22 protein-coding genes are annotated in these 23,271 nt (G+C 42.6%); 2 read left to right on the top strand and 20 right to left on the bottom strand.

Translation table 11 applies throughout. The annotated features are described in order from the left end of the window. The first annotated feature begins 1 nt into the window (after position 1). Together QQL60_RS09720 and QQL60_RS09725 are read left to right on the top strand one after the other, a co-directional pair. Entirely contained in the window at positions 2–1,513 is a 1,512-nt protein-coding gene (locus tag QQL60_RS09720) for a B12-binding domain-containing radical SAM protein (protein ID WP_273180246.1), read from the top strand. 77 nt (positions 1,514–1,590) lie between these two features. After that, a complete protein-coding gene (locus QQL60_RS09725; protein ID WP_273180244.1) occupies positions 1,591–1,806 on the top strand; it encodes a DUF1289 domain-containing protein in 216 nt (71 codons plus the stop codon). Here QQL60_RS09725 and QQL60_RS09730 read toward each other — a convergent pair. The 20 genes from QQL60_RS09730 to QQL60_RS09825 all read right to left on the bottom strand — a co-directional run bounded on the left by QQL60_RS09730 (position 1,799) and on the right by QQL60_RS09825 (position 23,195). Further along, on the bottom strand, positions 1,799–2,365 hold the full coding sequence (locus tag QQL60_RS09730) for an isochorismatase family protein (protein ID WP_273180242.1): 567 nt from the start codon (positions 2,363–2,365) through the stop codon (positions 1,799–1,801). The two genes, QQL60_RS09725 and QQL60_RS09730, sit on opposite strands and share 8 nt — an antisense overlap. Beyond that, entirely contained in the window at positions 2,366–3,688 is a 1,323-nt protein-coding gene (locus QQL60_RS09735) for a TolC family outer membrane protein (RefSeq protein WP_273180241.1), read from the bottom strand. A 40-nt stretch (positions 3,689–3,728) separates the two neighbouring features. Continuing rightward, entirely contained in the window at positions 3,729–4,052 is a 324-nt protein-coding gene (locus tag QQL60_RS09740; RefSeq protein ID WP_273180239.1) for a rhodanese-like domain-containing protein, read from the bottom strand. Between the two features lie 14 nt (positions 4,053–4,066). After that, positions 4,067–4,723, bottom strand: a complete 657-nt coding sequence (locus QQL60_RS09745) for a protein-L-isoaspartate O-methyltransferase family protein (protein ID WP_273180237.1) — start codon at positions 4,721–4,723, stop codon at positions 4,067–4,069. 177 nt (positions 4,724–4,900) lie between these two features. Further along, positions 4,901–5,689 carry an ABC transporter permease gene (locus QQL60_RS09750; RefSeq protein ID WP_273180235.1) on the bottom strand — a complete coding sequence of 263 codons (789 nt, stop codon included), beginning with the start codon at positions 5,687–5,689 and terminating at the stop codon, positions 4,901–4,903. Next, on the bottom strand, positions 5,686–6,624 hold the full coding sequence (locus tag QQL60_RS09755) for an ABC transporter ATP-binding protein (RefSeq protein WP_273180233.1): 939 nt from the start codon (positions 6,622–6,624) through the stop codon (positions 5,686–5,688). The genes QQL60_RS09750 and QQL60_RS09755 overlap by 4 nt, the downstream gene beginning before the upstream one ends. Then, positions 6,614–7,807, bottom strand: coding sequence for a pyrroloquinoline quinone biosynthesis protein PqqE (gene pqqE, locus QQL60_RS09760; protein WP_273180231.1), 1,194 nt, complete (start codon positions 7,805–7,807; stop codon positions 6,614–6,616). Before pqqE ends, QQL60_RS09755 begins: the two co-directional genes overlap by 11 nt. Then, positions 7,779–8,063 carry a pyrroloquinoline quinone biosynthesis peptide chaperone PqqD gene (pqqD, locus tag QQL60_RS09765; protein ID WP_284723182.1) on the bottom strand — a complete coding sequence of 95 codons (285 nt, stop codon included), beginning with the start codon at positions 8,061–8,063 and terminating at the stop codon, positions 7,779–7,781. Before pqqD ends, pqqE begins: the two co-directional genes overlap by 29 nt. Next, complete coding sequence (gene pqqC / locus QQL60_RS09770; protein WP_284723183.1) at positions 8,060–8,791, bottom strand: pyrroloquinoline-quinone synthase PqqC; 732 nt, start codon at positions 8,789–8,791, stop codon at positions 8,060–8,062. Before pqqC ends, pqqD begins: the two co-directional genes overlap by 4 nt. Before the next feature lie 30 nt (positions 8,792–8,821). Further along, on the bottom strand, positions 8,822–9,736 hold the full coding sequence (gene pqqB, locus QQL60_RS09775; RefSeq protein WP_284723184.1) for a pyrroloquinoline quinone biosynthesis protein PqqB: 915 nt from the start codon (positions 9,734–9,736) through the stop codon (positions 8,822–8,824). 105 nt (positions 9,737–9,841) lie between these two features. After that, on the bottom strand, positions 9,842–9,913 hold the full coding sequence (pqqA, locus tag QQL60_RS09780) for a pyrroloquinoline quinone precursor peptide PqqA (RefSeq protein WP_081443609.1): 72 nt from the start codon (positions 9,911–9,913) through the stop codon (positions 9,842–9,844). A 488-nt stretch (positions 9,914–10,401) separates the two neighbouring features. After that, a complete protein-coding gene (locus QQL60_RS09785; RefSeq protein ID WP_007146852.1) occupies positions 10,402–12,180 on the bottom strand; it encodes a methanol/ethanol family PQQ-dependent dehydrogenase in 1,779 nt (592 codons plus the stop codon). A 174-nt stretch (positions 12,181–12,354) separates the two neighbouring features. After that, on the bottom strand, positions 12,355–12,993 hold the full coding sequence (locus tag QQL60_RS09790; RefSeq protein WP_273178491.1) for a response regulator: 639 nt from the start codon (positions 12,991–12,993) through the stop codon (positions 12,355–12,357). A gap of 40 nt (positions 12,994–13,033) precedes the next feature. Continuing rightward, positions 13,034–14,809 (bottom strand): methanol/ethanol family PQQ-dependent dehydrogenase, encoded by a 1,776-nt coding sequence (locus QQL60_RS09795; protein WP_284723185.1) that lies wholly within the window; start codon positions 14,807–14,809, stop codon positions 13,034–13,036. Between the two features lie 224 nt (positions 14,810–15,033). Beyond that, positions 15,034–16,812: a methanol/ethanol family PQQ-dependent dehydrogenase gene (locus QQL60_RS09800; protein WP_007146855.1), complete on the bottom strand. Its 1,779-nt coding sequence runs from the start codon at positions 16,810–16,812 to the stop codon at positions 15,034–15,036. A gap of 190 nt (positions 16,813–17,002) precedes the next feature. Next, positions 17,003–17,641, bottom strand: a complete 639-nt coding sequence (locus QQL60_RS09805) for a response regulator (protein ID WP_007146856.1) — start codon at positions 17,639–17,641, stop codon at positions 17,003–17,005. After that, on the bottom strand, positions 17,628–18,980 hold the full coding sequence (locus tag QQL60_RS09810; protein ID WP_284723186.1) for a sensor histidine kinase: 1,353 nt from the start codon (positions 18,978–18,980) through the stop codon (positions 17,628–17,630). The genes QQL60_RS09805 and QQL60_RS09810 overlap by 14 nt, the downstream gene beginning before the upstream one ends. A gap of 267 nt (positions 18,981–19,247) precedes the next feature. Beyond that, entirely contained in the window at positions 19,248–21,026 is a 1,779-nt protein-coding gene (locus tag QQL60_RS09815) for a methanol/ethanol family PQQ-dependent dehydrogenase (protein WP_284723187.1), read from the bottom strand. Between the two features lie 184 nt (positions 21,027–21,210). Next, positions 21,211–21,855: a response regulator gene (locus QQL60_RS09820; RefSeq protein WP_284723188.1), complete on the bottom strand. Its 645-nt coding sequence runs from the start codon at positions 21,853–21,855 to the stop codon at positions 21,211–21,213. Then, the gene (locus QQL60_RS09825) at positions 21,852–23,195 is read right to left on the bottom strand and encodes a sensor histidine kinase (RefSeq protein ID WP_284723189.1); all 1,344 of its coding nucleotides are present in this window, start codon (positions 23,193–23,195) and stop codon (positions 21,852–21,854) included. Before QQL60_RS09825 ends, QQL60_RS09820 begins: the two co-directional genes overlap by 4 nt. Positions 23,196–23,271: the final 76 nt, after the last annotated feature.

The following is a 23,271-nucleotide window of genomic DNA, read 5'->3' on the forward strand; positions in this document are numbered from 1 at the left end:
TATGACTCAGCAAGTCGACATTCTACTTACTACCCTTAATGCGCGTTATATGCATTCAGCATTTGGGCTGCGCTATCTTCTCGCCAATATGGAAGAACTGGCGTCCAAAACTAAAATGCTCGAGTTCACCATTCAGGAACAGACACTGAATATCGCCGAGCAGCTATTGCAGTATCAACCTAAAATTATCGGATTTAGTGTCTATATCTGGAATATTCGTGAAATCAGCGACATTGTCACCGTCATTAAACAAATCTCACCCGACACCGTTATCGTGCTTGGTGGGCCGGAAGTCGGCCATTACCCGGATGTACCGGATATCTGTGCATTAGCTGATTTTGTGATCAGTGGGCCGGGTGAAAAAAGCTTTCGAGAGCTGTGCCGCCAAATTTTAGACAAGGCACGGCCTGAAACAAAATATATTGATGGTATCGCTACTGAGTTAGCTGAATTACAATTGCCCTACCACCTCTACAATGAAGAAGATATTCGTAACCGGCTGATTTATGTCGAAGCGTCTCGTGGTTGCCCGTTTAAGTGCGAATTCTGTTTATCGGCATTAGATAAAACAGCTACCGCCTTCCCGCTGGAATCATTCCTGGCTGAAATGGACGCATTGTGGCAACGCGGCGTTCGTAACTTTAAATTTATTGATCGCACTTTCAACCTGAAGGTCTCCACCAGTATTCGTATTCTGGAATTTTTCCTTGAACGAATGACGGATGATTTATATCTCCACTTTGAAGTGGTGCCTGATAATCTGCCTGATAAATTGAAAGAGGCGCTGAAACGTTTCCCACCCAATAGTCTGCAATTTGAAATTGGTATTCAGACTTTTGACAGCGATATTCAAACTCTTATCAGCCGTAAACAAAACAATGATAAAACCCGAGAGAATATTCGCTGGTTGAGGGAACATACTGGTGCTCACTTACACACCGATCTGATTTTTGGTCTGCCCTCTGACTCGCTGGATAATTTTGCTGAGAGTTTTAATCAATTGGTCGCTCTGAACCCGCATGAAATTCAGCTAGGCATTCTGAAACGGCTGCGTGGTGCGCCACTTAATCGTCATAATGAAAACTTCGCTTTAAACTATAATCCACAAGCGCCGTATAATATTTTATCGACCAGCAGCGTCGATTTTATGACGATGCAACGGGTAAATCGCTTTGCACGATTCTGGGATATGATTGGCAATTCCGGCCGCTTTATTAATACGCTGCCACTTATCCTGGCTGACGATGCATTTCTCCGCTTTATGCTTGTGTCTGACCGGCTTTTTGAAATAAGTGGCAGCACCTGGAAAATCGCACTCAAACGATTATTTGAACTGCTCTTTGTCGTGTTAACTGAGGATTTAGCGATTGATGAACAGACAGTCAAAGATCACCTAAAACTTGATTACGCTCGAGCAGGTGTTAAAGGTATTTTGGACTACGAGAACTTACCAAGCCTGAATAAGCCGGCAAAAGCCGGGGTGGCCAATAAGCGTCAGCGCTATCATGGCTAAAACTGACTGAACGAAAATGCTTGCAGCACTTTTCAATTTAATCATACATGCGCTCATAAAGGGATGAGAGACAAGCTATGACCAGACAATCCAACGCATCTCAACAAGTCATTGCCAGCCCTTGTCTGCGGAAATGTTGCCTGGATGAACGCGATGTCTGTTTGGGCTGCTATCGCCGGATTGATGAAATCACTGGCTGGGCAGCCATGGATAACACGGCAAAATTACAAACACTGGAACGTTGTCAGCAACGCAGACAGTTACGTTTAGCACAAAAAAGAAAAACTAAATAATCAGTTTTGAGAGGGTTTTAAACTGAGGGTGACGGGCATCACCAAGACACTCAAATAACAGTGACTCGATATTGGTAATCACTGCTCCGGCATCACGAAGTCTGTTTAAGGCACTCTGATAGTGTTTGTTATCACGTGAACATACCGCTTCTTCTATCACAAAAACCTCAAACCCTTGCTTAAGCAGATCCAATGCTGTCTGCAATATGCAGATATGCGTTTCCATGCCAGTTAAAAATACTTGCTGATATTCAGATTGCTTTAGCACAGCAGCAATACCATCGACTTGCCAGGCTGAAAACTGTGTTTTTTCAAAAACAGATGTATTCGCTGGTAAAACCTCCTGAATACCTGCCACTGTATGTCCTAAACCGTTGGGATACTGCTCAGTCACTAACACAGGTAAAGCCAGCACATCAGCCGCAGCAAGCAGAGTCTGCACAGAGGTTTGAATCAGTTGCTGCTGCTCTTGTGGCATGGCTGACAGAAGTCGATCCTGAATATCGACTACTATCAGCACGCCCTTTTCAGCACTGGCTATAGATAAGGCTTTACTCACTTAGGAAGTGCCTTTACCCAGCCAGTTATTAATATCAACCAAATCATTCACACTCAAAATACCGGCGGCTTGTTTCAATCGCAGTGTATCCAGAATGTAATCATAACGAGAACGTGCATAATCACGTTTTGCACTGAACAGATTACGACGTGCATTAAGAACATCAACGGTTGTCCGTGTACCCACATCATAGCCAGCTTCTGTCGACTCTAATGCTTTTTGGTTTGAAACCACCGCTTGTTTAAGCGCTGTAACACGGCTAATTCCAGACATCACTCCATTATAGGACTCACGTGTTTGCCTGGTCACGGCACGACGTTGTTGTTCTTCAACCTGCATGGTTTCGTCTAGACGATGACCTGCTTCACGTGTCCTGGATGATACTGCGCCACCTGAGTAGATTGGCAGATTGAACTCAAGACCAACACTTTCATTTGATGAATTACTCCGACCATAAATACCATCGCTATCAGAGCTGTAGCTCTTCTGGGCCACAATACCTAATGACGGATAGTGACCGCTGCGTTGCAACTCAATTGTCTGTTTTGCAGCTTCAACATTGATATTCGCAAGTAATAAAGACGGATTCTGCGAAATCGCTGTTTCGCTCCAGGCATCAATGCTTGCAGGTTCAGGTTTTACCAGTGGTGACTCACCATAGAGTCCGACCAGATCATCAATATACTTGCCTGCTGTTTCACGCAATTGTTCCTGCGCATTAGCCAGGTCATTTTGAGCCTGAATCACTCTCGCATTCGCCAAATCATAAGCTGCTTGTGATTCAGTGATATCGGTAATCGTCGCCATGCCAACATCAAAACGCTGTTGCATTTGTTCTAACTGTTTAGCAATGGCTTCTCGTTCTGCCAAAGCAAACGTTAGATCATCCTGTGCGCCCAATACACCAAAATAGCGTTCTGCAACGCGTAATGTTAGAGATTGTTCAGCAATAGTGTAACTGGCATCAGCCCCTTTCATGGCGATTTCAGCCTGGGTTTTCTGCACAAAATTCTCACGTTTATAAACTGACTGAGTCAGGCTTAACGTATAGCCATGACTTGTATAGTCTGTGTTACCGGTAAAAAGACGTGATGATGAATCTAACCAGGTTTTACTTTCATTCGCCGATAGACCAACCTGTGGCAAAAAGTTAGCAATAGCTTGATCATCCAGTTCACCAACAGCTTGACGGGATGCGGCTTCTGCTAAAAGCTGTGGATCACTATTAAGAGATAATTTGTATACATCTAATAAATCTTCAGCCCAAACAGAGCTAGAAAATAATGCCGAAGCAATCAATGCGCCTAACGCAATTTTTTTCATTTTCCTTCCTTAGGAGTCATTCAGATGATAGTATTCAATATTAATATGTCGACATTGTAGTATCGACATTAACTGCCCAGCCATTCATACCACCATCAAGATTAATCACATCATTAAAACCAACGTGTTCAAGAAACTGCCCGACCTGGGCACTTCGTTTTCCGCTACGACAAATAATCGCAACCGTTTTATTCTGATAAGGTCCTAACTCTTCCAGACGCGCAGGAATCTCGTTCATCGGAATGTGCATTGCCCCTTCAATCATGCCGTGAACCAATTCATGGCTTTCACGAACATCAATCATTACCGGTGGCGCTTCACTTAATAACAAAGTGCTAAATTCAGTGGCGGTCATTTGTTTCATGTTTTTACTCTGGCTTAGAATTCAAATTGTTGGATTGGTTCACCGTTAATCATGTAGGGAATAACGGTCTCAAATAAAAATTTTGGCTGCCATTCTCTTTCATTCATTCGTGTGATTAATTGAACCGACATAGCAGGCGCTGTGCCTGTGACTATCAATAATTTCCCACCAACTTTCAGACTTTGTAAATAGTCATCAGGGATCTGTGCACAGGCAGCCGTAATAACAATTGTGTCAACACGCTCAACTAACGGCCATCCCTGGCTGGCATCACCAACAGTTAACGTGACATTTCTGATATCTGCTTTAGCTAAGCGTTTAGCTGCTAACTCAGATAAATCAGCATAATATTCAACGGAAATAACGTGATTCGAGAGTTTAGCCAGTAATGCTGTGAAATAGCCTGATCCGGTTCCTATTTCCAACACATTTGTTTCAGGTGTTAAGTCAAGCGCCTGTAAAAAACGACCTTCCAATATAGGCGTTAACATACATTGCTCATAAGCAATGGTTAGCATTGTATCGGCATACGCCATGCCCACCGAATCCTCGTCAACAAAGTCCGCCCTGGCAACATCTGACATCACAGCTAAAACAGTGTCATTCAGGACTTCACTAGGACGAACTTGTTGAATGACCATATTGGTATGAGCATGATTTAGCGAAGACACATGTTGCCCCTATTATTGAGCTATGGCAGTTAGGAGACTAAGGATAAGTGCTTTCTTATATAGGTGCAACCATAGAGGAAATAGGGGAATATTAATATATGCTAATTCTGTGTTTTATTGTCAGATATGGATAAGCATAGACATCTACCCCATCAAGTCTGGCGCACTTAATTCGGTCTATTTTTTTCCTGTAGCCCGATGAAATAATGGCTCATGAACTGACTCACGAGAGAAACGCCAACAAGCAATACTTATTGCCATCACTGAAAAAACTGCCAGCACGGTAATGTCGGTCATGATAGAAAAATCACTATTCGCGGTCGGTACAACATGTTTCATCAAATCGACACCATAGCTAAATGGATTGATTAACACGACATATTTCAGCATCTCTGGTAATTGATTGACTGGATAAAGCGCACCACTCAAGAAAAACACCGGGAAGATGAAAAAATTCATAATCACCGCAAAATTATCCAGAGTTTTAGACCAGGCAGCGATCAAACCGCCTATTGCCGCACAGCATACGGCTGTCGCTAAAGCCGGTAATAATAACCATAAAGCGACTTTCACTTCGATCAAACCTATCAAGGCCAAGATCACTAATAATAGAATGGCCTGAACCATCGCGGTAATAGCTGCAGCAATTAATTTAGCAATAACAATTAAATAATGAGGAATTGGGGCAATCAACATCATCCGCATCACCCCAAATTCTTTATCATAAACAAGGGTTAATGCTGACAATAAAGCAGCAAATAATAGTGTCATCGCCACAATGCCAGGCACTAGAAAGCTGAGGTAACCAGCTTGCTGCTCACCCTGCAACATACTGCCAACACCAGAGCCTATCACCAGCAGCCAAATCATCGGTCTGACCATGGCACTGATCAGTCTTGCACGTTGACGGAAGACCTTCGTCAGCTCTCTTGCCACCACAGCCTTAACGGCGAGTATATGTGTCATGTCACGACCCCATAATCAGGTGGACATACTGTCCATAGATACACATCATTGAGATTAGGTTTACGCCATTGCATTGCATTGATGGCATTACCAAGCGTTTTTTGTAACTGATAAAAATCGGTTTCTTTATCTTGAATACGATACGTCAGATGCTGGTCTTCCCATAAAGGCTCACCAAATTGCGGACGCATCTGCTGGCTAACTATTTCGGTATCAGCACAATCAATTTCCAGCATATATGCTGCTAGATTTTTAATCAGTTTTTTAGGCGCGCCACCTTTTTGCAACTGTCCTTTTTGTATGAAATCGACATGGTCACAGGCTTCTGCTTCTTCCAGATAATGTGTGGTCAGAAATACCGTCATGCCTTCATCTTTTCTTAGCTGTTCAATGAATCGCCAAATGGCACGACGGTTAGGTAAATCCAAACCAATAGTCGGTTCATCCAAAAATAAGACCTGAGGTTTATGTAAAACGCCACGAGCAATATCTACAGCGCGCCGCTGCCCACCGGATAAGGCTAATAATTTCTGATGACGTTTTTTTTCTAAGCCAAATACTGACAACAACTCAGAAATACGTTGCTCTGCTTGCTGTTTATTCAGATTATATAAAGCGGCAGCGAACTGTAAGTTTTCATCCACCGTCATCATCCGATCAAGGGCTGAATCCTGGAAAACCAAGCCAACTGCGGCACGTGTTTGTACTGGATAGCGTTTGACTTCACGACCAGATATCCAGGCTTCGCCTGATGAGGCTGAAGTCATGGTAGTCAGCATATGAATAGTCGTACTTTTACCTGCCCCATTAGGACCAAGCAAACCATAGAACCGTCCTGGTTCGATACTAAGATCAAGCCCATTAACAGCAAGGGCCTGACCATATTGCTTGGTCAGGCCCTTGGTTAAAATCGCATATTGATTTTTATAAGCCACAAATTTCTTTTGAATTTTTCGGGTTTCTGAATACAAGAGGTTTGGCAACATCAGCTGATTTTTCAGCCTCCTGCCGACCATTCTCAATCGCTTCCAGAATTAGATGATGATCGGGAGATTTCGTACAAACAGGATCAGCCATGGCTGGATCCCCTGTTAGCATATAGGCCTGACAACGACAGCCACCAAAATCTTTTTCTTTTTCATCACAACTACGGCAAGGCTCTTTCATCCAGTCAAAACCACGGAAACGATTGAAGTCGTTCGAGCCTTCCCAGATTTCTTTTATACTGAGCTCTTTAACATTAGGTAACTCCATGCCTGGCAATTCACGGGCAGCATGGCAAGGCAAGGCGGTTCCATCTGGCGTCACTGTCAGAAAGACATTTCCCCAGCCATTCATACAAGCTTTGGGTCTATCTTCATAATAGTCAGGAACAACATAATAAATCTTCATATTGCCTTTTTGCTTTTCCTGATATTCGTGCGCAATTGCTTCTGCACGCACCAATTGTTCTTTCATCGGTAATAATTGGTCACGGTTATGCATCGCCCAACCATAGTACTGAGTAGTAGCAAGCTCAACATAATCAGCATCAAGATTAATGGCCAGATCCAAAATCTCATCAATCTTATCAATATTCTGACGATGTGTGACAAAACACAACACCATTGGATAACCAGCAGCTTTCACCGCTTTTGCCATCTCAATCTTATGTTGGAAAGCATCAGTACCAGCAATAAGATTATTCAAATCTTCTGAACTCGCCTGAAAACTAACCTGGATATGATCCAGGCCAGCTTCTTTAAACTCTTTTGCTTTATCTGCGTTTAGCCCCACACCCGAGGTAATCAAATTGGTGTAAAAACCTAAATTTCTGGCTTCACGGATAAGTTCAATCAAATCAGGACGAGTTAAAGGTTCACCACCTGATAAACCCAGCTGAGTGGCCCCCATTTCCCGAGCCTGACGGAAAACATTGATCCACTCTTCTGTTGTCAGCTCTTTTTTGACACTGGCAAAATCCATAGGATTTGAACAATAAGGACATTGCAGCGGGCATGCGTAGGTTAACTCGGCCAATAACCATAGAGGCTGACGAATGCTATCACGGACATTCATACCTACAGCGCCACCAGTACTTCCGGGCGCTTTATTCTGGTCTGATCCAGTCGTTGTCATGAGCTTCCTCCAAAAACTGATAGACGTCATCGTCTAAGTCAGCGCCATTAAAGGCTTCTTTAAGTTCAGCGATGAGCTCGCCGACAGTTTGCTTTTTTTCACTTACCCGCTTCAGGATTTCACCTGCAGCTGGATTTAACTTCACCATGCCTTCTGGGTAAAGCAGTACGTAACAATCCTGCGCTGGCTCCCATTGGAAACGGTAACCCAGAGCCAGCACAGGAATCGTGTCTGCATTAAAAATGCGATCGGTCATTTTTCAACTTCCATATAGTAAGGAGGACGTCCTTCAATATACGCCATCCACATCGCATCTAACATGGTCCACAAGATATCAAGCTTGAATTGTAATAAATCAACAGCACGTTGTTGTTTCTCACGTGTATCACAGTAATCAAGTGTAATTTGCAGACCATGGTCTACGTCACGACGCGCTTCACTTAAACGTTTACGGAAATAACGATAACCACGTTCATCGATCCAGGGATATAAATCTGGCCAGTTGTCCAATCTCGCCTGATGAATCTTAGGCGCGAATAACTCTGTTAACGAAGAACCGGCGGCTTCCTGCCAGTTAGCCCGGCGTGCGAAATTAACATACGCGTCTACAGCAAAGCGAACACCTGGCAATACATGTTGATGTGATTCCAGTTCTTCTCTTGTCAAACCAACAGCTTCACCCAGTTGCAACCAAGCTTCAATGCCACCCTCTTCTCCGCCATAACCATCATGATCAAGTATGCGTTGCACCCAATGTTTGCGTACAGAAGCATCTTCGCAATTTGCCATAATAGCTGCGTCTTTAATTGGAATCGCCGTTTGGTAATAGAAGCGATTGGCGACCCAACCTTGAACTTGTTTTTGATCCAGCTTGCCTGCATGCATCAATTTATGAAAAGGATGGTTGATATGATACAGCGACTCTTTATCACGTAATGTTTGTTCAAACTCTTCGCGTGTCCATGGTGCTGGTTTTTCTGACATGTAATGTTCCTCTAGAATCATCTTAGACTGTTAAAGCTCGATATCCATGCCGTCATACGACACTTCAATTCCAGCCGCTTCCAACGTTTTCCGTTGGGGTGATTCCTCGTTGAGTATTGGATTAGTATTATTAATATGTATCAGGAATTTACGTGGTTTATCCATGCCACTCAGGATCTCCATAATGCCGCCTTTACTCGACTGATCGAGATGCCCCATTTCCTGCGCACGTTTATTACTAATGCCTTCATGTGACATCTCATCATCAGTCCAAACGGTACCGTCGACAAGAACCATGTCAGCATTCGCCATATATTCCATAACATGCGGTTCTGCTACACCTAATCCTGGTGCATAGAATAAGTTTTTGCCGGTACGCGTATCTTCGATACGCATGCCGATATTATCACCAGGCACCGTATTATGACGATGTGGTGAATAAGGAGGTGCCTCACTCTTCAAAGGCACGGCAGTGAACACCAATCCCTCTGCTGAGGGGATGGTGAAGCTTGATTCATCCGTCGCAATTTCATGATGATTAATGCCACGGAAATGGCCAAGAATATTAAAGACTGGAAATCCTGTGGTCAGATCCTCATAAACAGCCTTGGTTGTGTATACATCCCATGGCTTATTATGTTCTCTAAGGGTGAGCATACCGGTGACATGGTCGATCTGTGCATCTGTGATCACTATCGCCGAGATAGCGGTATCTCTGACTTGTCTGGCAGGTTGTAAAGCGGGAAAATCATCCAGTTGTTTTTTGATATCAGGTGAAGCATTAAACAGAATCCAGTCTGTTCCGTTTGCACTGATAGCAATGGATGATTGTGTGCGAGGACTGGCCTTGATTGTGCCCTCTCTTACACCTTTGCAGTTAGTGCAATTACAATTCCACTGAGGAAAGCCACCACCGGCTCCAGAACCTAAAACATGTACAAACATAATTATCCTTAGAAACTTGCATTAGACCAGATAAGACTTTAACAAATTTTATCTGGTATAACGTTGCCCGGAGCAGAAAGCCCCGGGCATACATCAAAACCGTGATTAACGGTTGCAGATGTACATGGTTACTTCAAAACCAAAACGCATATCTGAGTATTCAGGTTTAGTCCACATAACTATATCCTCTCTAAAATTGTTTTATTTAATGTCATCCAACCTATTTGAATGACGATTAGATAGTACACAGCAGATTGAGATGTTTCGTCAGGATTCCCCGCCTTGCCATTCAGGATTTTCCTGATTCACCGAAAAGCTGTAGAGGCTCTATCTGCTTAGTTTTAGCTAAAACAGTAGTTTTAAAATTTGATGAAAATGACTAAATGTGCGGGAAGATCTTCTTAGCCTGGTCAGGCAAAAAACACCTAAATTTAAATGCATTTATGCTCACGACATGATTAACCATGAAAGATAGACTATTCACCAAGTTAGAGAATTTCAGCTTCTTTAATCTTTTTGTGGTTTACCACATTATTGCATTACCTATATTTCATTTAACCAGGCCCTGTGCCTGGTTTTTTTTGATCAAAAAAAAGCCCGGCATCAAACGATGTCGGGCCTTTTATTCAGATTAAGATTACGGAGTAATCTATATCATCTGGGTCTTACAGGCTGAATACGCTCAGAATACCACCCAGGTTAGTCCAGCTAGACAGTGATTTGTATGCACCGACTGCGCCCAGACCATCTGTTTCGTTTTCTAAGCTTGGAATCGCCATACCGATACCAGCCCAACCACCCACACCTGACAGTACAGAAATATACTGTTTACCGTCATGTTTGTAGGTGTTGACGTTACCGATAACGCCTGACGCTGTTTTGAATCTCCACAGCTCACGACCTGTTTGTGCATCAACGGCTTTCAAGTAACCTTCTAATGTACCGTAGAACACGACATCAGTCGCTGTTGCTAAGGCACCAGACCAGACTGAGAAACGTTCTGGGTTTGACCATACGATCTTACCTTCACGGGCATCCCAAGCGATGAAGTTACCTAAGTGTGTACCACCTGGTGCGGGATACATGCTTAATGTTGCACCAACGTATGGTTGACCTGCTACGTATTCCACTTCAAATGGTTCATAGTCCATACAAACGTGGTTGGTTGGCACATAGTACAGACCTGTACGAGGCGAGAATGCCGCTGGCTGTTGGTCTTTAGAACCTAAAGCCGCAGGACAAATACCTGTTGTGTTAACGTCTTCACCGTTACGTGCAGTGGAGTATTTCGCTACACGGTCATGTAAACCAGTTTTCAGGTTCACACCGTTTGACCAGTTAACCGCTGGATCATATTTTTCAGCGACTAACAGCTCACCAGTGACGCGGTCCATGGTGTAACCAAAACCGTTACGGTCAAAGTGGACAGCGGTTTTATGCATTTTACCATTCACTTTTTGTTCAGCGAGAATGACTTCATTCACACCATCATAGTCCCACTCATCATGTGGCGTCATTTGGTAAACCCATTTCGCCATACCAGTGTCTAAGTCACGACCCCATAAAGACATGGTCCATTTGTTATCACCAGGACGTTGAACCGGGTTCCAGGTTGATGGGTTACCGTTACCGTAGTAGAACATGTTCAGATCTGGATCGTATGAATACCAACCCCATGTTGTACCACCACCAATTTTCCATTGGTCACCTTGCCAGGTTTTCAAAGATGAATCTTTGCCAACTGGTTTCAGCATAGACATGGTTTTGTTAGGATCAACTAACATTTCGTCATCAGGACCCGTGCTGTATGCCGTGTACTGTTCTTTACCATCCAGGCTATAGGCTTTGATATAACCACGTACACCAAACTCACCACCTGAAATACCCACCAGAACTTTATCTTTAAATACGTGAGCCGCTGCAGTGCTGGTCGCACCACGTTTTGCATCATCACGTTTGTCAGACCAAACTACGCTACCGTCAGCGGCATTCAGAGCAACTAATGTTGTATCCGCTTGGTTCAGGAAGATTTTGCCATCGCCATAGCTTAAACCACGGTTAACCGTGTCACAGCACATAACAGGCACTGTTTCATCGTAGTTTTGTTTTGGTTCATATTTCCATTTGATCGCACCATCATTATTTAAGTCCAATGCGAATACGATGTTTGGAAATGGTGTGTGAACGTACATAGTACCGTCGATAACCAAAGCGTTACCTTCGTGACCACGTAAAACACCCGTTGAGAAAGACCATGCCATGTTTAAATCTTTGACATTATCTTTGTTAATTTCAGTTAATGTTGAGTAACGTGTATTTGAATAGTTACCTGCTGGCATTACCCAGTTATTCGGATTTTTTTGCATCTCAAGCAATTCATCAGCTACAGCCAAGCCAGGCGCAGTCAATGACATCATTGCGATTGATAAAGTTTTCAGCTTCATTTTATATACCTCTAGTATTGAAGGTTTGTTTTTATAGGTGGCTAATCTATAAATAACCACTGCTGAATACTTTATTCTTATTTTTCCCCTAGCACATTAGGAGCAACTCCCTATATAAGCAGGAATTAATCATAGTTAACTCGGGATTGACTTGGCGCTAGAAATGAATTCTGATTATTCATTTAGGGTGATAACGTGATGCTTAAGTGCTAAACGAACCAACTGAATGGGTGTCGCTATATTCAACTTTTGCTTTAACTGCGTTTGATAATTAGCCATTGTTTTGAGGCTGATCTTCAATTCTTTCGCGATGGATTCTACTTCCATACCTTCAGCAAGTAAACGAAAAATCTCAAACTCTCTAGGGGTAAGTATTGTGCTTGGCTCATGCTCATCAGCAACATTTTTTAATGCCAATTTTTCGGCAATATCCACACTCAGATATGTTTTGCCTGCAGCGACACTTCTAATGGCTAGCAGCAATTCTTCAGTTGTACTGGTTTTTCTTATGTAAGCTTTTGCACCAGATTGGATAGCTTCATTGGCAAAAAAAGACTCCGGCAGGTTCGAAAATATCATCACACGGGCGCTTGGGTATGTCATTGTAAGCTCATTAACCCTATTTAAGGTCGAGCCATAAGCCGTATTCATATCAATGATGAATACATCCGGTTGATACTCTTCATACAAGGCTGGCAGTTGATCACTCTGGTTGGTCTCTGCAATCACTAATATGTCATTCTGTTCTTCAATTAGACGTTTAATCCCAGCACGTACAACATGATGCTCATCAACCAGAATGACTGTTATCATTAATATTTACATCACTTTTATCTTAGGAAAGTAAGTTGGCTTAGAGGCTAAAGACACTTAATACACCACCTAGATTTGTCCAGCTGGAAAGTGATTTGTATAAACCTACTGCTCCATCGCCATCAGCATCATTTTTTAGTCCCATCGCCATACCAATACCGGCCCAGCCACCCAGTCCAGATATCACTGAAACGTATTGTTTGCCATTATGTTCATAGGTATTGACGTTACCAATGATTCCCGATGCCGTCTTAAAACGCCAAAGCTCGCGTCCAGTTTGGGCATCCACCGCTTTTAAGTAGCCTTCAAGGGTGCCGTAAAAAACAATATCTGACCCAGTCGCCAAAGCACCTGACCAGACAGAAAAACGTTCTGGGTTAGACCAGACAATCTTGCCTTCACGGGCATCCCAGGCAATAAAATTACCTAAGTTGGGATCGTCATCTACCGGGTACATTGACAGGCTGGCTCCAACATATGGCTGACCGGCCACATACTCGACTTCAAATGGTTCATAATCCATACAAACATGATTGGTTGGCACGTAAAACAAACCGGTTCGTGGAGAATAAGCCGCCGGTTGCTGATCTTTTGACCCTAACGCTGCAGGACAAATACCCGTTGTATTCTCATCTTCACCATTAAAATCGGGCGAATATTGTTGAACACGGTCATGCCTTCCGGTGGTTAAATCAACCCCTTTTGACCAGTTCACAGATGGATCAAATTTCTTCGCCAGTAATAACTCACCCGTTTCTCTATCCATGGTGTAGGCAAAACCATTCCTATCAAAGTGAACTGCGGTTTTGCGTAGTTTATTTTTAATTTTCTGATCACTGAGAATAATTTCATTCACACCGTCATAATCCCATTCATCATGAGGTGTCATTTGGTAAATCCACTTTGCCATTCCACTATCCAAATCTCTGGCAAACAATGACATAGTCCACTTATTGTCACCGGGTCGTTGTACGGGATTCCATGTGGAAGGATTTGCTGTCCCGTAATAGAACAGATTTAAGTCAGGATCGTATGAAAACCAACCCCATGTGACACCGCCACCGATTTTCCATTGATCACCCTGCCATGTTTTCAGAGATGAATCTTTACCTACCGGTTTCAACATTGAGGTGGTTTTTACAGGATCTACCAACATCTCATCATCGGGTCCTGTGGTATAGGCTTTATACTTCACATTCCCCTGTAAATCATATGCCTGAACATAACCACGAATACCAAATTCACTGCCAGAAATGCCGACTAAAACCGTATCTTTAAAAACAAAAGCGGCGCCAGTACTGGTGGCACCTGTCCTTGGGTCATCACGTTTATCAGACCAAACGACTTTACCTGTGTGCATATCCAACGCAACCAAGGTCGTATCTGCCTGATTAAGAAATATTTTTCCATCTGCATAAGCCAGGCCTCGGTTGACCGTATCACAGCACATGACTGGCACAGTTTCGTCATAGCTCTGCTTGGGTTCGTATTTCCATTTAATAGCACCGTCATTATTTAAATCGAGCGCATAAACAATATTAGGGAAAGGTGTATGAATATATAGAGTATCGTCAATGACTAGAGAATTGCCTTCATGACCACGTAAAACACCTGTCGAAAAAGACCAGGCCATGTTCAGCTTGTTAATATTTTTTTTATTGATTTGCTTGAGTGATGAGTATCGTTGGTTATTATAATTTCCGGCTGGCATCACCCAGTTGGCCGGATCATCTTGAAGTTTTTGTAATTCATCAGCTTGGCTGGTGCCAGCATAAATTCCGACTGCAGAAGCAATTAAAAATCTTAGAAATGTCATATTACTCAGTTTATTCATTAAAAATGCGTTTTCAGGGCATGTAGGTCATCACACTCTATGCCTAAAAAACGAATGAATCACCGGCAAATCTTCCCGATCTGACCAGTCTGAGTATTTTCACATGTGACAAGTGAACCTTGGCTGAATAAAAAAAGCCCGACATCAAACGATGCCGGGCCTTTTATTCAGACTAAGATTACGGAGTAATCTATATCATCTGGGTCTTACAGGCTGAATACGCTCAGAACACCACCCAGGTTAGTCCAGCTAGACAGTGATTTATATGCACCGACTGCGCCTAGACCATCTGTTTCGTTTTCTAAGCTTGGGATCGCCATACCGATACCAGCCCAACCACCGACACCTGACAGTACAGAAATATACTGTTTACCGTCATGTTTGTAGGTGTTGACGTTACCGATAACGCCTGATGGAGTTTTGAATCTCCACAGCTCACGACCTGTTTGCGCATCAACGGCTTTCAGGTAACCTTCTAATGTACCGTAGAAGACGACGTCAGAAGCGGTTGCTAAGGCACCAGACCAGACTGAGAAACGTTCTGGGTTTGACCATACGATCTTACCTTCACGGGCATCCCAAGCGATAAAGTTACCTAAGTGTGTACCACCTGGTGCGGGGTACATGCTTAATGTTGCACCAACGTATGGTTGACCTGCTACATATTCCACTTCAAATGGTTCATAGTCCATACATACATGGTTGGTTGGCACGTAGAACAGACCTGTGCGTGGAGAATACGCTGAAGGTTGCTCATCTTTAGAACCCAATGCTGCAGGGCATACGCCAGATGTATTCACATCTTCACCGTTACGTGCAGTAGAGTATTTCGCTACACGATCATGTAAACCGGTTTTCAGGTTCACACCGTTTGACCAGTTAACCGCTGGATCATATTTTTCAGCCACTAACAGTTCACCCGTGACGCGGTCCATGGTGTAACCAAAACCGTTACGGTCAAAGTGGACAGCAGTTTTATGCATTTTGCCTTTCACTTTTTGATCAGCAAGTACAACTTCGTTGATACCATCATAATCCCACTCATCATGTGGTGTCATTTGGTAAACCCATTTCGCCATACCGGTGTCTAAGTCACGACCCCATAGAGACATTGACCATTTGTTGTCACCAGGACGTTGAACCGGGTTCCAGGTAGATGGGTTACCTGAACCATAGTAGAACATGTTCAGATCTGGATCGTATGAATACCAACCCCATGTTGTACCACCACCAATTTTCCATTGGTCACCTTGCCAGGTTTTCAAAGATGAATCTTTGCCAACCGGCTTCAGCATAGACGTTGTTTTGTTAGGATCAACTAACATTTCATCATCAGGACCCGTGCTGTAGGCTTTGTATTTAACGTTACCATCTAAGTCATAGGCTTGAACGTAACCACGTACACCAAACTCACCACCTGAGATACCGACTAACACTTTATCTTTGAATACAAATGCAGCACCCGTGCTTGTTGCACCACGTTTAGCATCATCACGTTTATCAGACCAAACCACTTTGCCGTCTTCAGCATTTAATGCAACAAGTGTTGTATCGGCTTGGTTCAGGAAGATTTTGCCGTCTGCATAGCTTAAACCACGGTTAACCGTGTCACAGCACATAACAGGTACTGTTTCATCGTAGTTTTGTTTTGGCTCATATTTCCATTTGATCGCACCGTCACTGTTTAAGTCCAACGCATAAACGATGTTTGGGAAAGGAGTATGGACATACATAGTGTCACCGATAACCAGAGAGTTACCTTCGTGACCACGTAAAACACCGGTTGAGAAAGACCATGCCATGTTTAAATCTTTAACATTGTCTTTGTTGATTTGAGTTAATTCAGAGTAACGTTGGTTGTTATAGTTACCTGCTGGCATTACCCAGTTATTCGGATCTTTTTGCATTTGCAATAATTCATCAGCAGCAGCCAAGCTTGGCACAGCTAAAGTCATCATTGCGATTGATAAAGTTTTCAGCTTCATTAGAGTGACCTCTATTAATTGTTATTTAACATGACGGCAACACTGGCCGGTCAGGGAGGACTCTATTCGGCTTTTACCTTCTTTTCATTAGGGAATAATCACCCATAGTTTGGGATATATTCCCAAGCATGGCGGAAAGGCTTCCCACACAATATTAATAAGATTCCTGAAAATAATTGAAAATCTAGTATTAACTGCTGACTACACCGTACTTTATGGCTAAGCGAACCATTTCTGCCGATGAATTAAAACCCAATTTATGTTTTAACATGGTCTGGTAATTAGCAATAGTTTTCGCTTCCAGACTTAACTGGGAGGCAACCTGTGAAATGGTCAGTCCTTCAGCCAACAGCCTGAATATTTCAAATTCCCGCGTACTCAATCTTTGGGTAGGGTCATCGGAGCCAGACACACTTTGCATAGCAATTTTCTGTGCCATTTCAGCACTTAAAAAGTTTTTGCCATTCATTACCTGATGAATAGCCGTCACCAGATCTTGACTATCACCTGATTTGATAACGTAACCTTTTGCTCCAGCACTCATTGCTTGCATCGCTAATGTCACATTTTCATGCATTGAAAAGACAATAATACGAGCATTTCGAAACTTACCACAGATCCTTCTTACTGCTTCCAAACCGCCAATACCTGGCATCGACATATCAGTGATAAGGATGTCGGGTAATAATTCTGTGTATGCCTGATAGGCTTTTTCCCCGCTTGGAATTTCTTTCACAACCTGAAACTCATCGTAACTGTTCAGCATACTCGCTAGACCTGATCGTACAATCTCATGATCATCAGCCAATAGAATCTTAATTTTTGCCATCGATCTCTCCGATACCACACGGCAGCTTCACTTTAATTTTCATGCCTTGTCCTGGCTGACTTTCAATATGAATGTGACCTGATACTGTCTCTACCCGTTCTCGCATACCTAATAATCCATAGCCTTTTTTTATCAAGTTTAAATCGCATCCCTGACCGTTATCCATCACGTCGATAATAATGTCATTGTCTTTTCTGTAAAGCAGAATTTTAGCTTCAACATTGTTACCAGCGTGACGACTGATGTTAGTTAAACCTTCCTGAATGATACGGTAACAGCTTAATTGCATATGCTCATCAAGTAACCTCAAATTACAATTTATGGTCAATTCAAGTTGATGCTGCGGATGGTTATAAATCCAGTCATTAACCAACTCATGTAAACAATGTGCTAAACCAAATTCAGATAAATTAGGGGGGCGTAATTGTTTAAGATTCGATCTCAGAATATCTGACATTCTCTCGCTACGTTGCCTTAGATTAGCGATGGTATTTTCTTTTGTATTGGGATCATCTGAGTGATAAAACTTGTCCAACTCAATACGCATTGTGGTTAAAAGTTGACCGAGCTCATCGTGTAGCTCTGCCGCAATACGTTTTCGTTCGATTTCTTGTAATTCAACGGCTTTTCTCTTTTGTATGTGAAAAACCTTTTTTAAACTTTCACTTGACTCAATAATACGAAAAATAAGGCGTTTGATATTGGATAAGGATAGATAACGTAGACGTCCAGTTTTCTCTTCCTTCTGCCTTGGAAAGTTAAGTTGACCATCAATACGCTCTAAAATGAGTGAGAACAGAAACACGACCAGGCAGCTTGATAATATGAACGTAAATAAAATGGGAATTAATAATTCGGCAATCCCTATCCCAACATATTTCAGCTCATGATATATATCACTGCGAATGATGACTTCACCGACATGCCTGGAGTGAATCACTACCGGCTCAATAATATAAACAGATTTAAGATGAAAGATATCTAAAATGACTTTCATCACTTTTGTCATCACCCCATCAGTATCAGATTGATATTGATGATTACTTTCAATCATAGAACCATCTTGAGAGATGAACTCAATATTCAAACGATCTAAATTACGCCATTGTTGTAGTTCAAATATAGGAATCTGATTTTTATCTGTCTCGGCGATATTAAAATCGTCAATCTGCTCACGAATCATAGATGAAACCAAGGTGGCTTCCTGAGTAGTTTCACGATGGTTAATCAAGTAGATTTGTACTAGGGCTAAGACTTCTAAGAAAATTAGAAAGCAAATTAATCCAGCGATAAATAACGCTACTTTCTGTGCAACTGAGCCGGTCAATATTTTATTCATCAATACCCTTATCGTGAGGCTTAAAAATACCTGTAGTCCCTAACGAAATAAGTTTGGTATTTAGGTTTTCACACCCAAGCACACCTTGCTACATCAACATCCTTAGATATAAACAATGCAGTCGAAGCCGACTATTATAGCTTTTTTAACCACAGACATACCTCAAATCCCATTTTGATTTAGAGATATAAAAAAAGGCCCGACATCAAAAGATACCGGGCCTTTTATTCAGACTAAGATTACGGAGTAATCTACATCATCTGGGTCTTACAGGCTAAATACGCTCAGAACACCACCCAGGTTAGTCCAGCTAGACAGTGCACGGTATGCACCGACTGCGCCAAGACCATCAGAGCTGTTTTCTAAGTCAGGAATCGCCATACCGATACCAGCCCAACCACCTACACCAGACAAGACAGACAGATATTGTTTGCCTTCATATTGGTAAGTGTTGACGTTACCGATGATGCCTGATGCTGTTTTGAAACGCCACAGTTCACGACCTGTTTGTGCATCAACCGCTTTCAGGTAACCTTCCAGCGTGCCGTAGAACACCACATCAGAAGCTGTTGCTAATGCACCTGACCATACTGAGAAACGTTCTGGGTTTGACCATACGATCTTACCTTCACGAGCATCCCAAGCAATGAAGTTACCCATATGAGTACCACCTGGTGCTGGGAACATGTTCAGAGTTGCACCAACGTATGGTTGACCCGCTACGTATTCCACTTCAAATGGTTCATAGTCCATACAAACGTGGTTGGTTGGCACATAGTACAAACCCGTACGTGGCGAGAAAGCCGCTGGTTGTTGGTCTTTAGAACCTAACGCTGCAGGACAGATACCTGTAGTATTCACGTCTTCACCGTTAGCTGCTGTTGAGTATTTTACAGCTCGTTCTGGCAGGCCAGTCTTCATGTTGACACCAGTCGCCCAGTTAACAGCTGGATCATATTTTTCAGCCACTAACAGTTCACCAGTGACGCGGTCCATGGTGTAACCGAAACCATTACGGTCAAAGTGAACGGCTGTTTTACGCATTTTGCCATTTAGCTTTTGATCAGCCAGGATGACTTCGTTAACACCATCGTAATCCCACTCATCATGTGGCGTCATTTGGTAAACCCATTTTGCCATACCGGTGTCTAAGTCACGGCCAAATAATGACATTGACCATTTGTTATCACCAGGACGTTGTACTGGATTCCATGTTGATGGGTTACCTGAACCATAGTAGAACATGTTCAAATCAGGATCATATGAATACCAACCCCAAGTTGTACCACCACCAATTTTCCATTGGTCGCCTTGCCATGTTTTCAAAGAAGAATCTTTGCCAATTGGTTTCAGCATAGAAGTGGTTTTGTTAGGATCAACTAACATTTCATCATCAGGACCTGTGCTATACGCTTTGTATTTCACATTACCGTCAAAGTCATACGCTTGAACGTAGCCACGTACACCAAACTCACCACCTGAGATACCAACGATAACTTTGTCTTTGAATACGTGAGCTGCTGCCGTGCTAGTAGCACCACGTTTTGCATCATCACGTTTGTCAGACCAGACAACTTTGCCGTCTTCAGCATTCAGAGCAACCAAAGTAGTATCAGCTTGGTTTAAGAAGATTTTGCCATCTGCATAGCTCAAGCCACGGTTCACCGTGTCACAGCACATAACAGGCACTGTTTCATCGTAGTTTTGTTTTGGCTCAAATTTCCATTTCATTGCACCGTCGTTGTTTAAGTCCAACGCGTAAACAATGTTAGGGAATGGTGTGTGAACATACATGGTGCTACCGATAACTAGAGAGTTACCTTCATGACCACGTAAAACACCGGTTGAGAAAGACCATGTCATGTTTACGTCTTTGACATTGTCTTTGTTGATTTCAGTTAATTCAGAGTAACGTTGGTTGTTATAGTTACCCGCTGGCATTACCCAGTTATTTGGATCTTTTTGCATTTCAAGCAATTCATCAGCAGCAGCCAAGCCTGGCACTGCCAATGTCATCATTGCTAATGACAAAGTTTTCAGCTTCATTTTTAATCCCTAGTTTTTGATTACAGAACGTGTCGAGAGGAATAACAACGACACGGTTCCCACACTTTATGCTGGTTATGCCCAAGAATCATTACCAAATTTTCCCGATTTTCACAGGAACAAAATAACGCTAACTAAGGAATTAAAACTTAAACAACTGAAATGATTATTATTTCATCAATAATTACTGTTCGGTAATTACGCCATATTTCATTGCCAATCTCACCAATTCAACCGGAGAATGAATATCTAGCTTCTGTTTTAGGCTAGTTTGATAGTTCGCCACGGTTTTTTGACCGATGTTGAGACGACCCGCAATTTCTTCAACCAACTTACCTTCAGCTAATAATCGAAAGACCTCAAACTCCCGAGACGTTAACCTTTGAGTTGGATTGTCATCACCTGTCAAACTCTGTAATGCAACCTTTTGTGCCATATCAGCACTTAAAAAACTTTTTCCTGAAGCGACTTCCTTGACGGCTTTGACGAGATCTTCTGCATTTCCAGATTTGGCGACATATCCCATGGCTCCAGCGGTTAGTGATTGAATGGCATAGGTCGCATTTTCATGCATAGAAAACATGATAACTCTTGCCTCAGGCCAGCGATGGAGAATCCGGCGTAATGCTTCCAACCCCCCCATACCGGGCATAGACATATCCATTACAAGGACATCTGGCTTGTTTTCGGGATAAGTTTGATACGCTTGTTCACCGCTTTCAGCTTCAGCAATGACTTTGATTTCAGCATTTTGTTCGAGTAAACGGCATAGACCTGATCTGACGACGGCATGATCATCAGTCAGCATGACTTTTATTAACTGGCTCACGCATTATCTCCTTGTTTGGGAACCGTCACATCTATAGTGACGCCTTGATTTAGATTAGATGAAATATCAAAAGTGCCCCCCACGCTGTCTAATCGCTCTTTCATGCCTGCGAGACCAAAACGTTGTGTATGTTTTCTGGGGTCAAAGCCTTTACCGTTATCCGTTACAGTCAAATGAATGACTTGATTTTCTTCTTTCAGAACAATCCAAGCTTGCTTGGCCTTGGAATGACGGCTGATATTAGTCAGACATTCTTGTATGACACGATAAAGTGTTAATTGTGCATTTTCTTCCAGAGATGAGAATTCACCATCAAAGTGATATTCCATATCTATATTGGGATGTCTTTCACGCCAACTATCAACAAGTTCCTGCATAGCGGCAATAAAACCAAGCTCATCCAGCCCACCCGGTCTCAATCGCTGTAGCATGGTACGAAGGATATCCATCATCAAACCCACTACTTCATCTATGGCAGTAGCACTTTTTTTAGCTGCTTCCAATTCATTAGTTGACTTGATAACCGAAGCATCGACGTGAATCGCCGTCAGATGCTGACCAATTTCATCATGCAACTCATGAGCGAGGCTTTTACGCTCGGCTTCCTGCAAGCGAATGATTTGTTGAGTTAATCGATGATTATTGCGGATACTGCTCTGCAAAGTGGAAGCCATCATATTAAATTTGTGACTGATACTGGCCATCTCAGGTAATTCAAAGATAGGCAAGCGACTATCCAGATTTCCGGTTTCAATATCGGTAAGTACGGAGATAATCTGATCAATAGGTTTTAAAGCGCGAGCTACCACGAGGTATACCAAAATGTTCACAAATACAAAAAACAAAGAAATCATGGTCAACAACGTTTTTGTCTCTCCCCATGCTTCGGCAATTTCATTGTCTGGTTTTGGTTTAATAACTAGTTCACCAACTTTCTTGGTGTTGACATAAACAGGCAATCTTTCCGGTTTCAAATCATCAAGCGCGGAATACATCTCCTGTCCGAACCAGTCAGGATATGGTTGATGATCATCACTACTCTCACCTTCATTGCTTTCAATAAGCTGATTAGTTGGTCCATAAAACTCTATTCTCAGATGTCTCACACCGGCTAACTTACTCAGCATAAATGGTGACTGAGATTGCTCTGCCAGTGCTTTATCCTTGAACCTAAAATGGCTTAACTCCGCATCTAGCATGTGTAATGCAAAGTCCATTGTAGAAGCCACTTCAGCCCTTACATCTTCACGCGCATTATGGATCGCCTTCACGGCGCCAATAACTAAAATAATTAATAAGACAGCTGTGACGATTAGATTAAGTCTGTATCGGAGATTCATGCAGCAAGACTATGTGAAAAAAACAATCATTTTAGTATTGCCGAGATGTCTTGGAGATAGGAGAAATTCCCTTTTA

The organism is Methylophaga thalassica (genome assembly GCF_030159795.1).
GTDB classification, from domain to species: Bacteria; Pseudomonadota; Gammaproteobacteria; order Nitrosococcales; family Methylophagaceae; genus Methylophaga; species Methylophaga thalassica.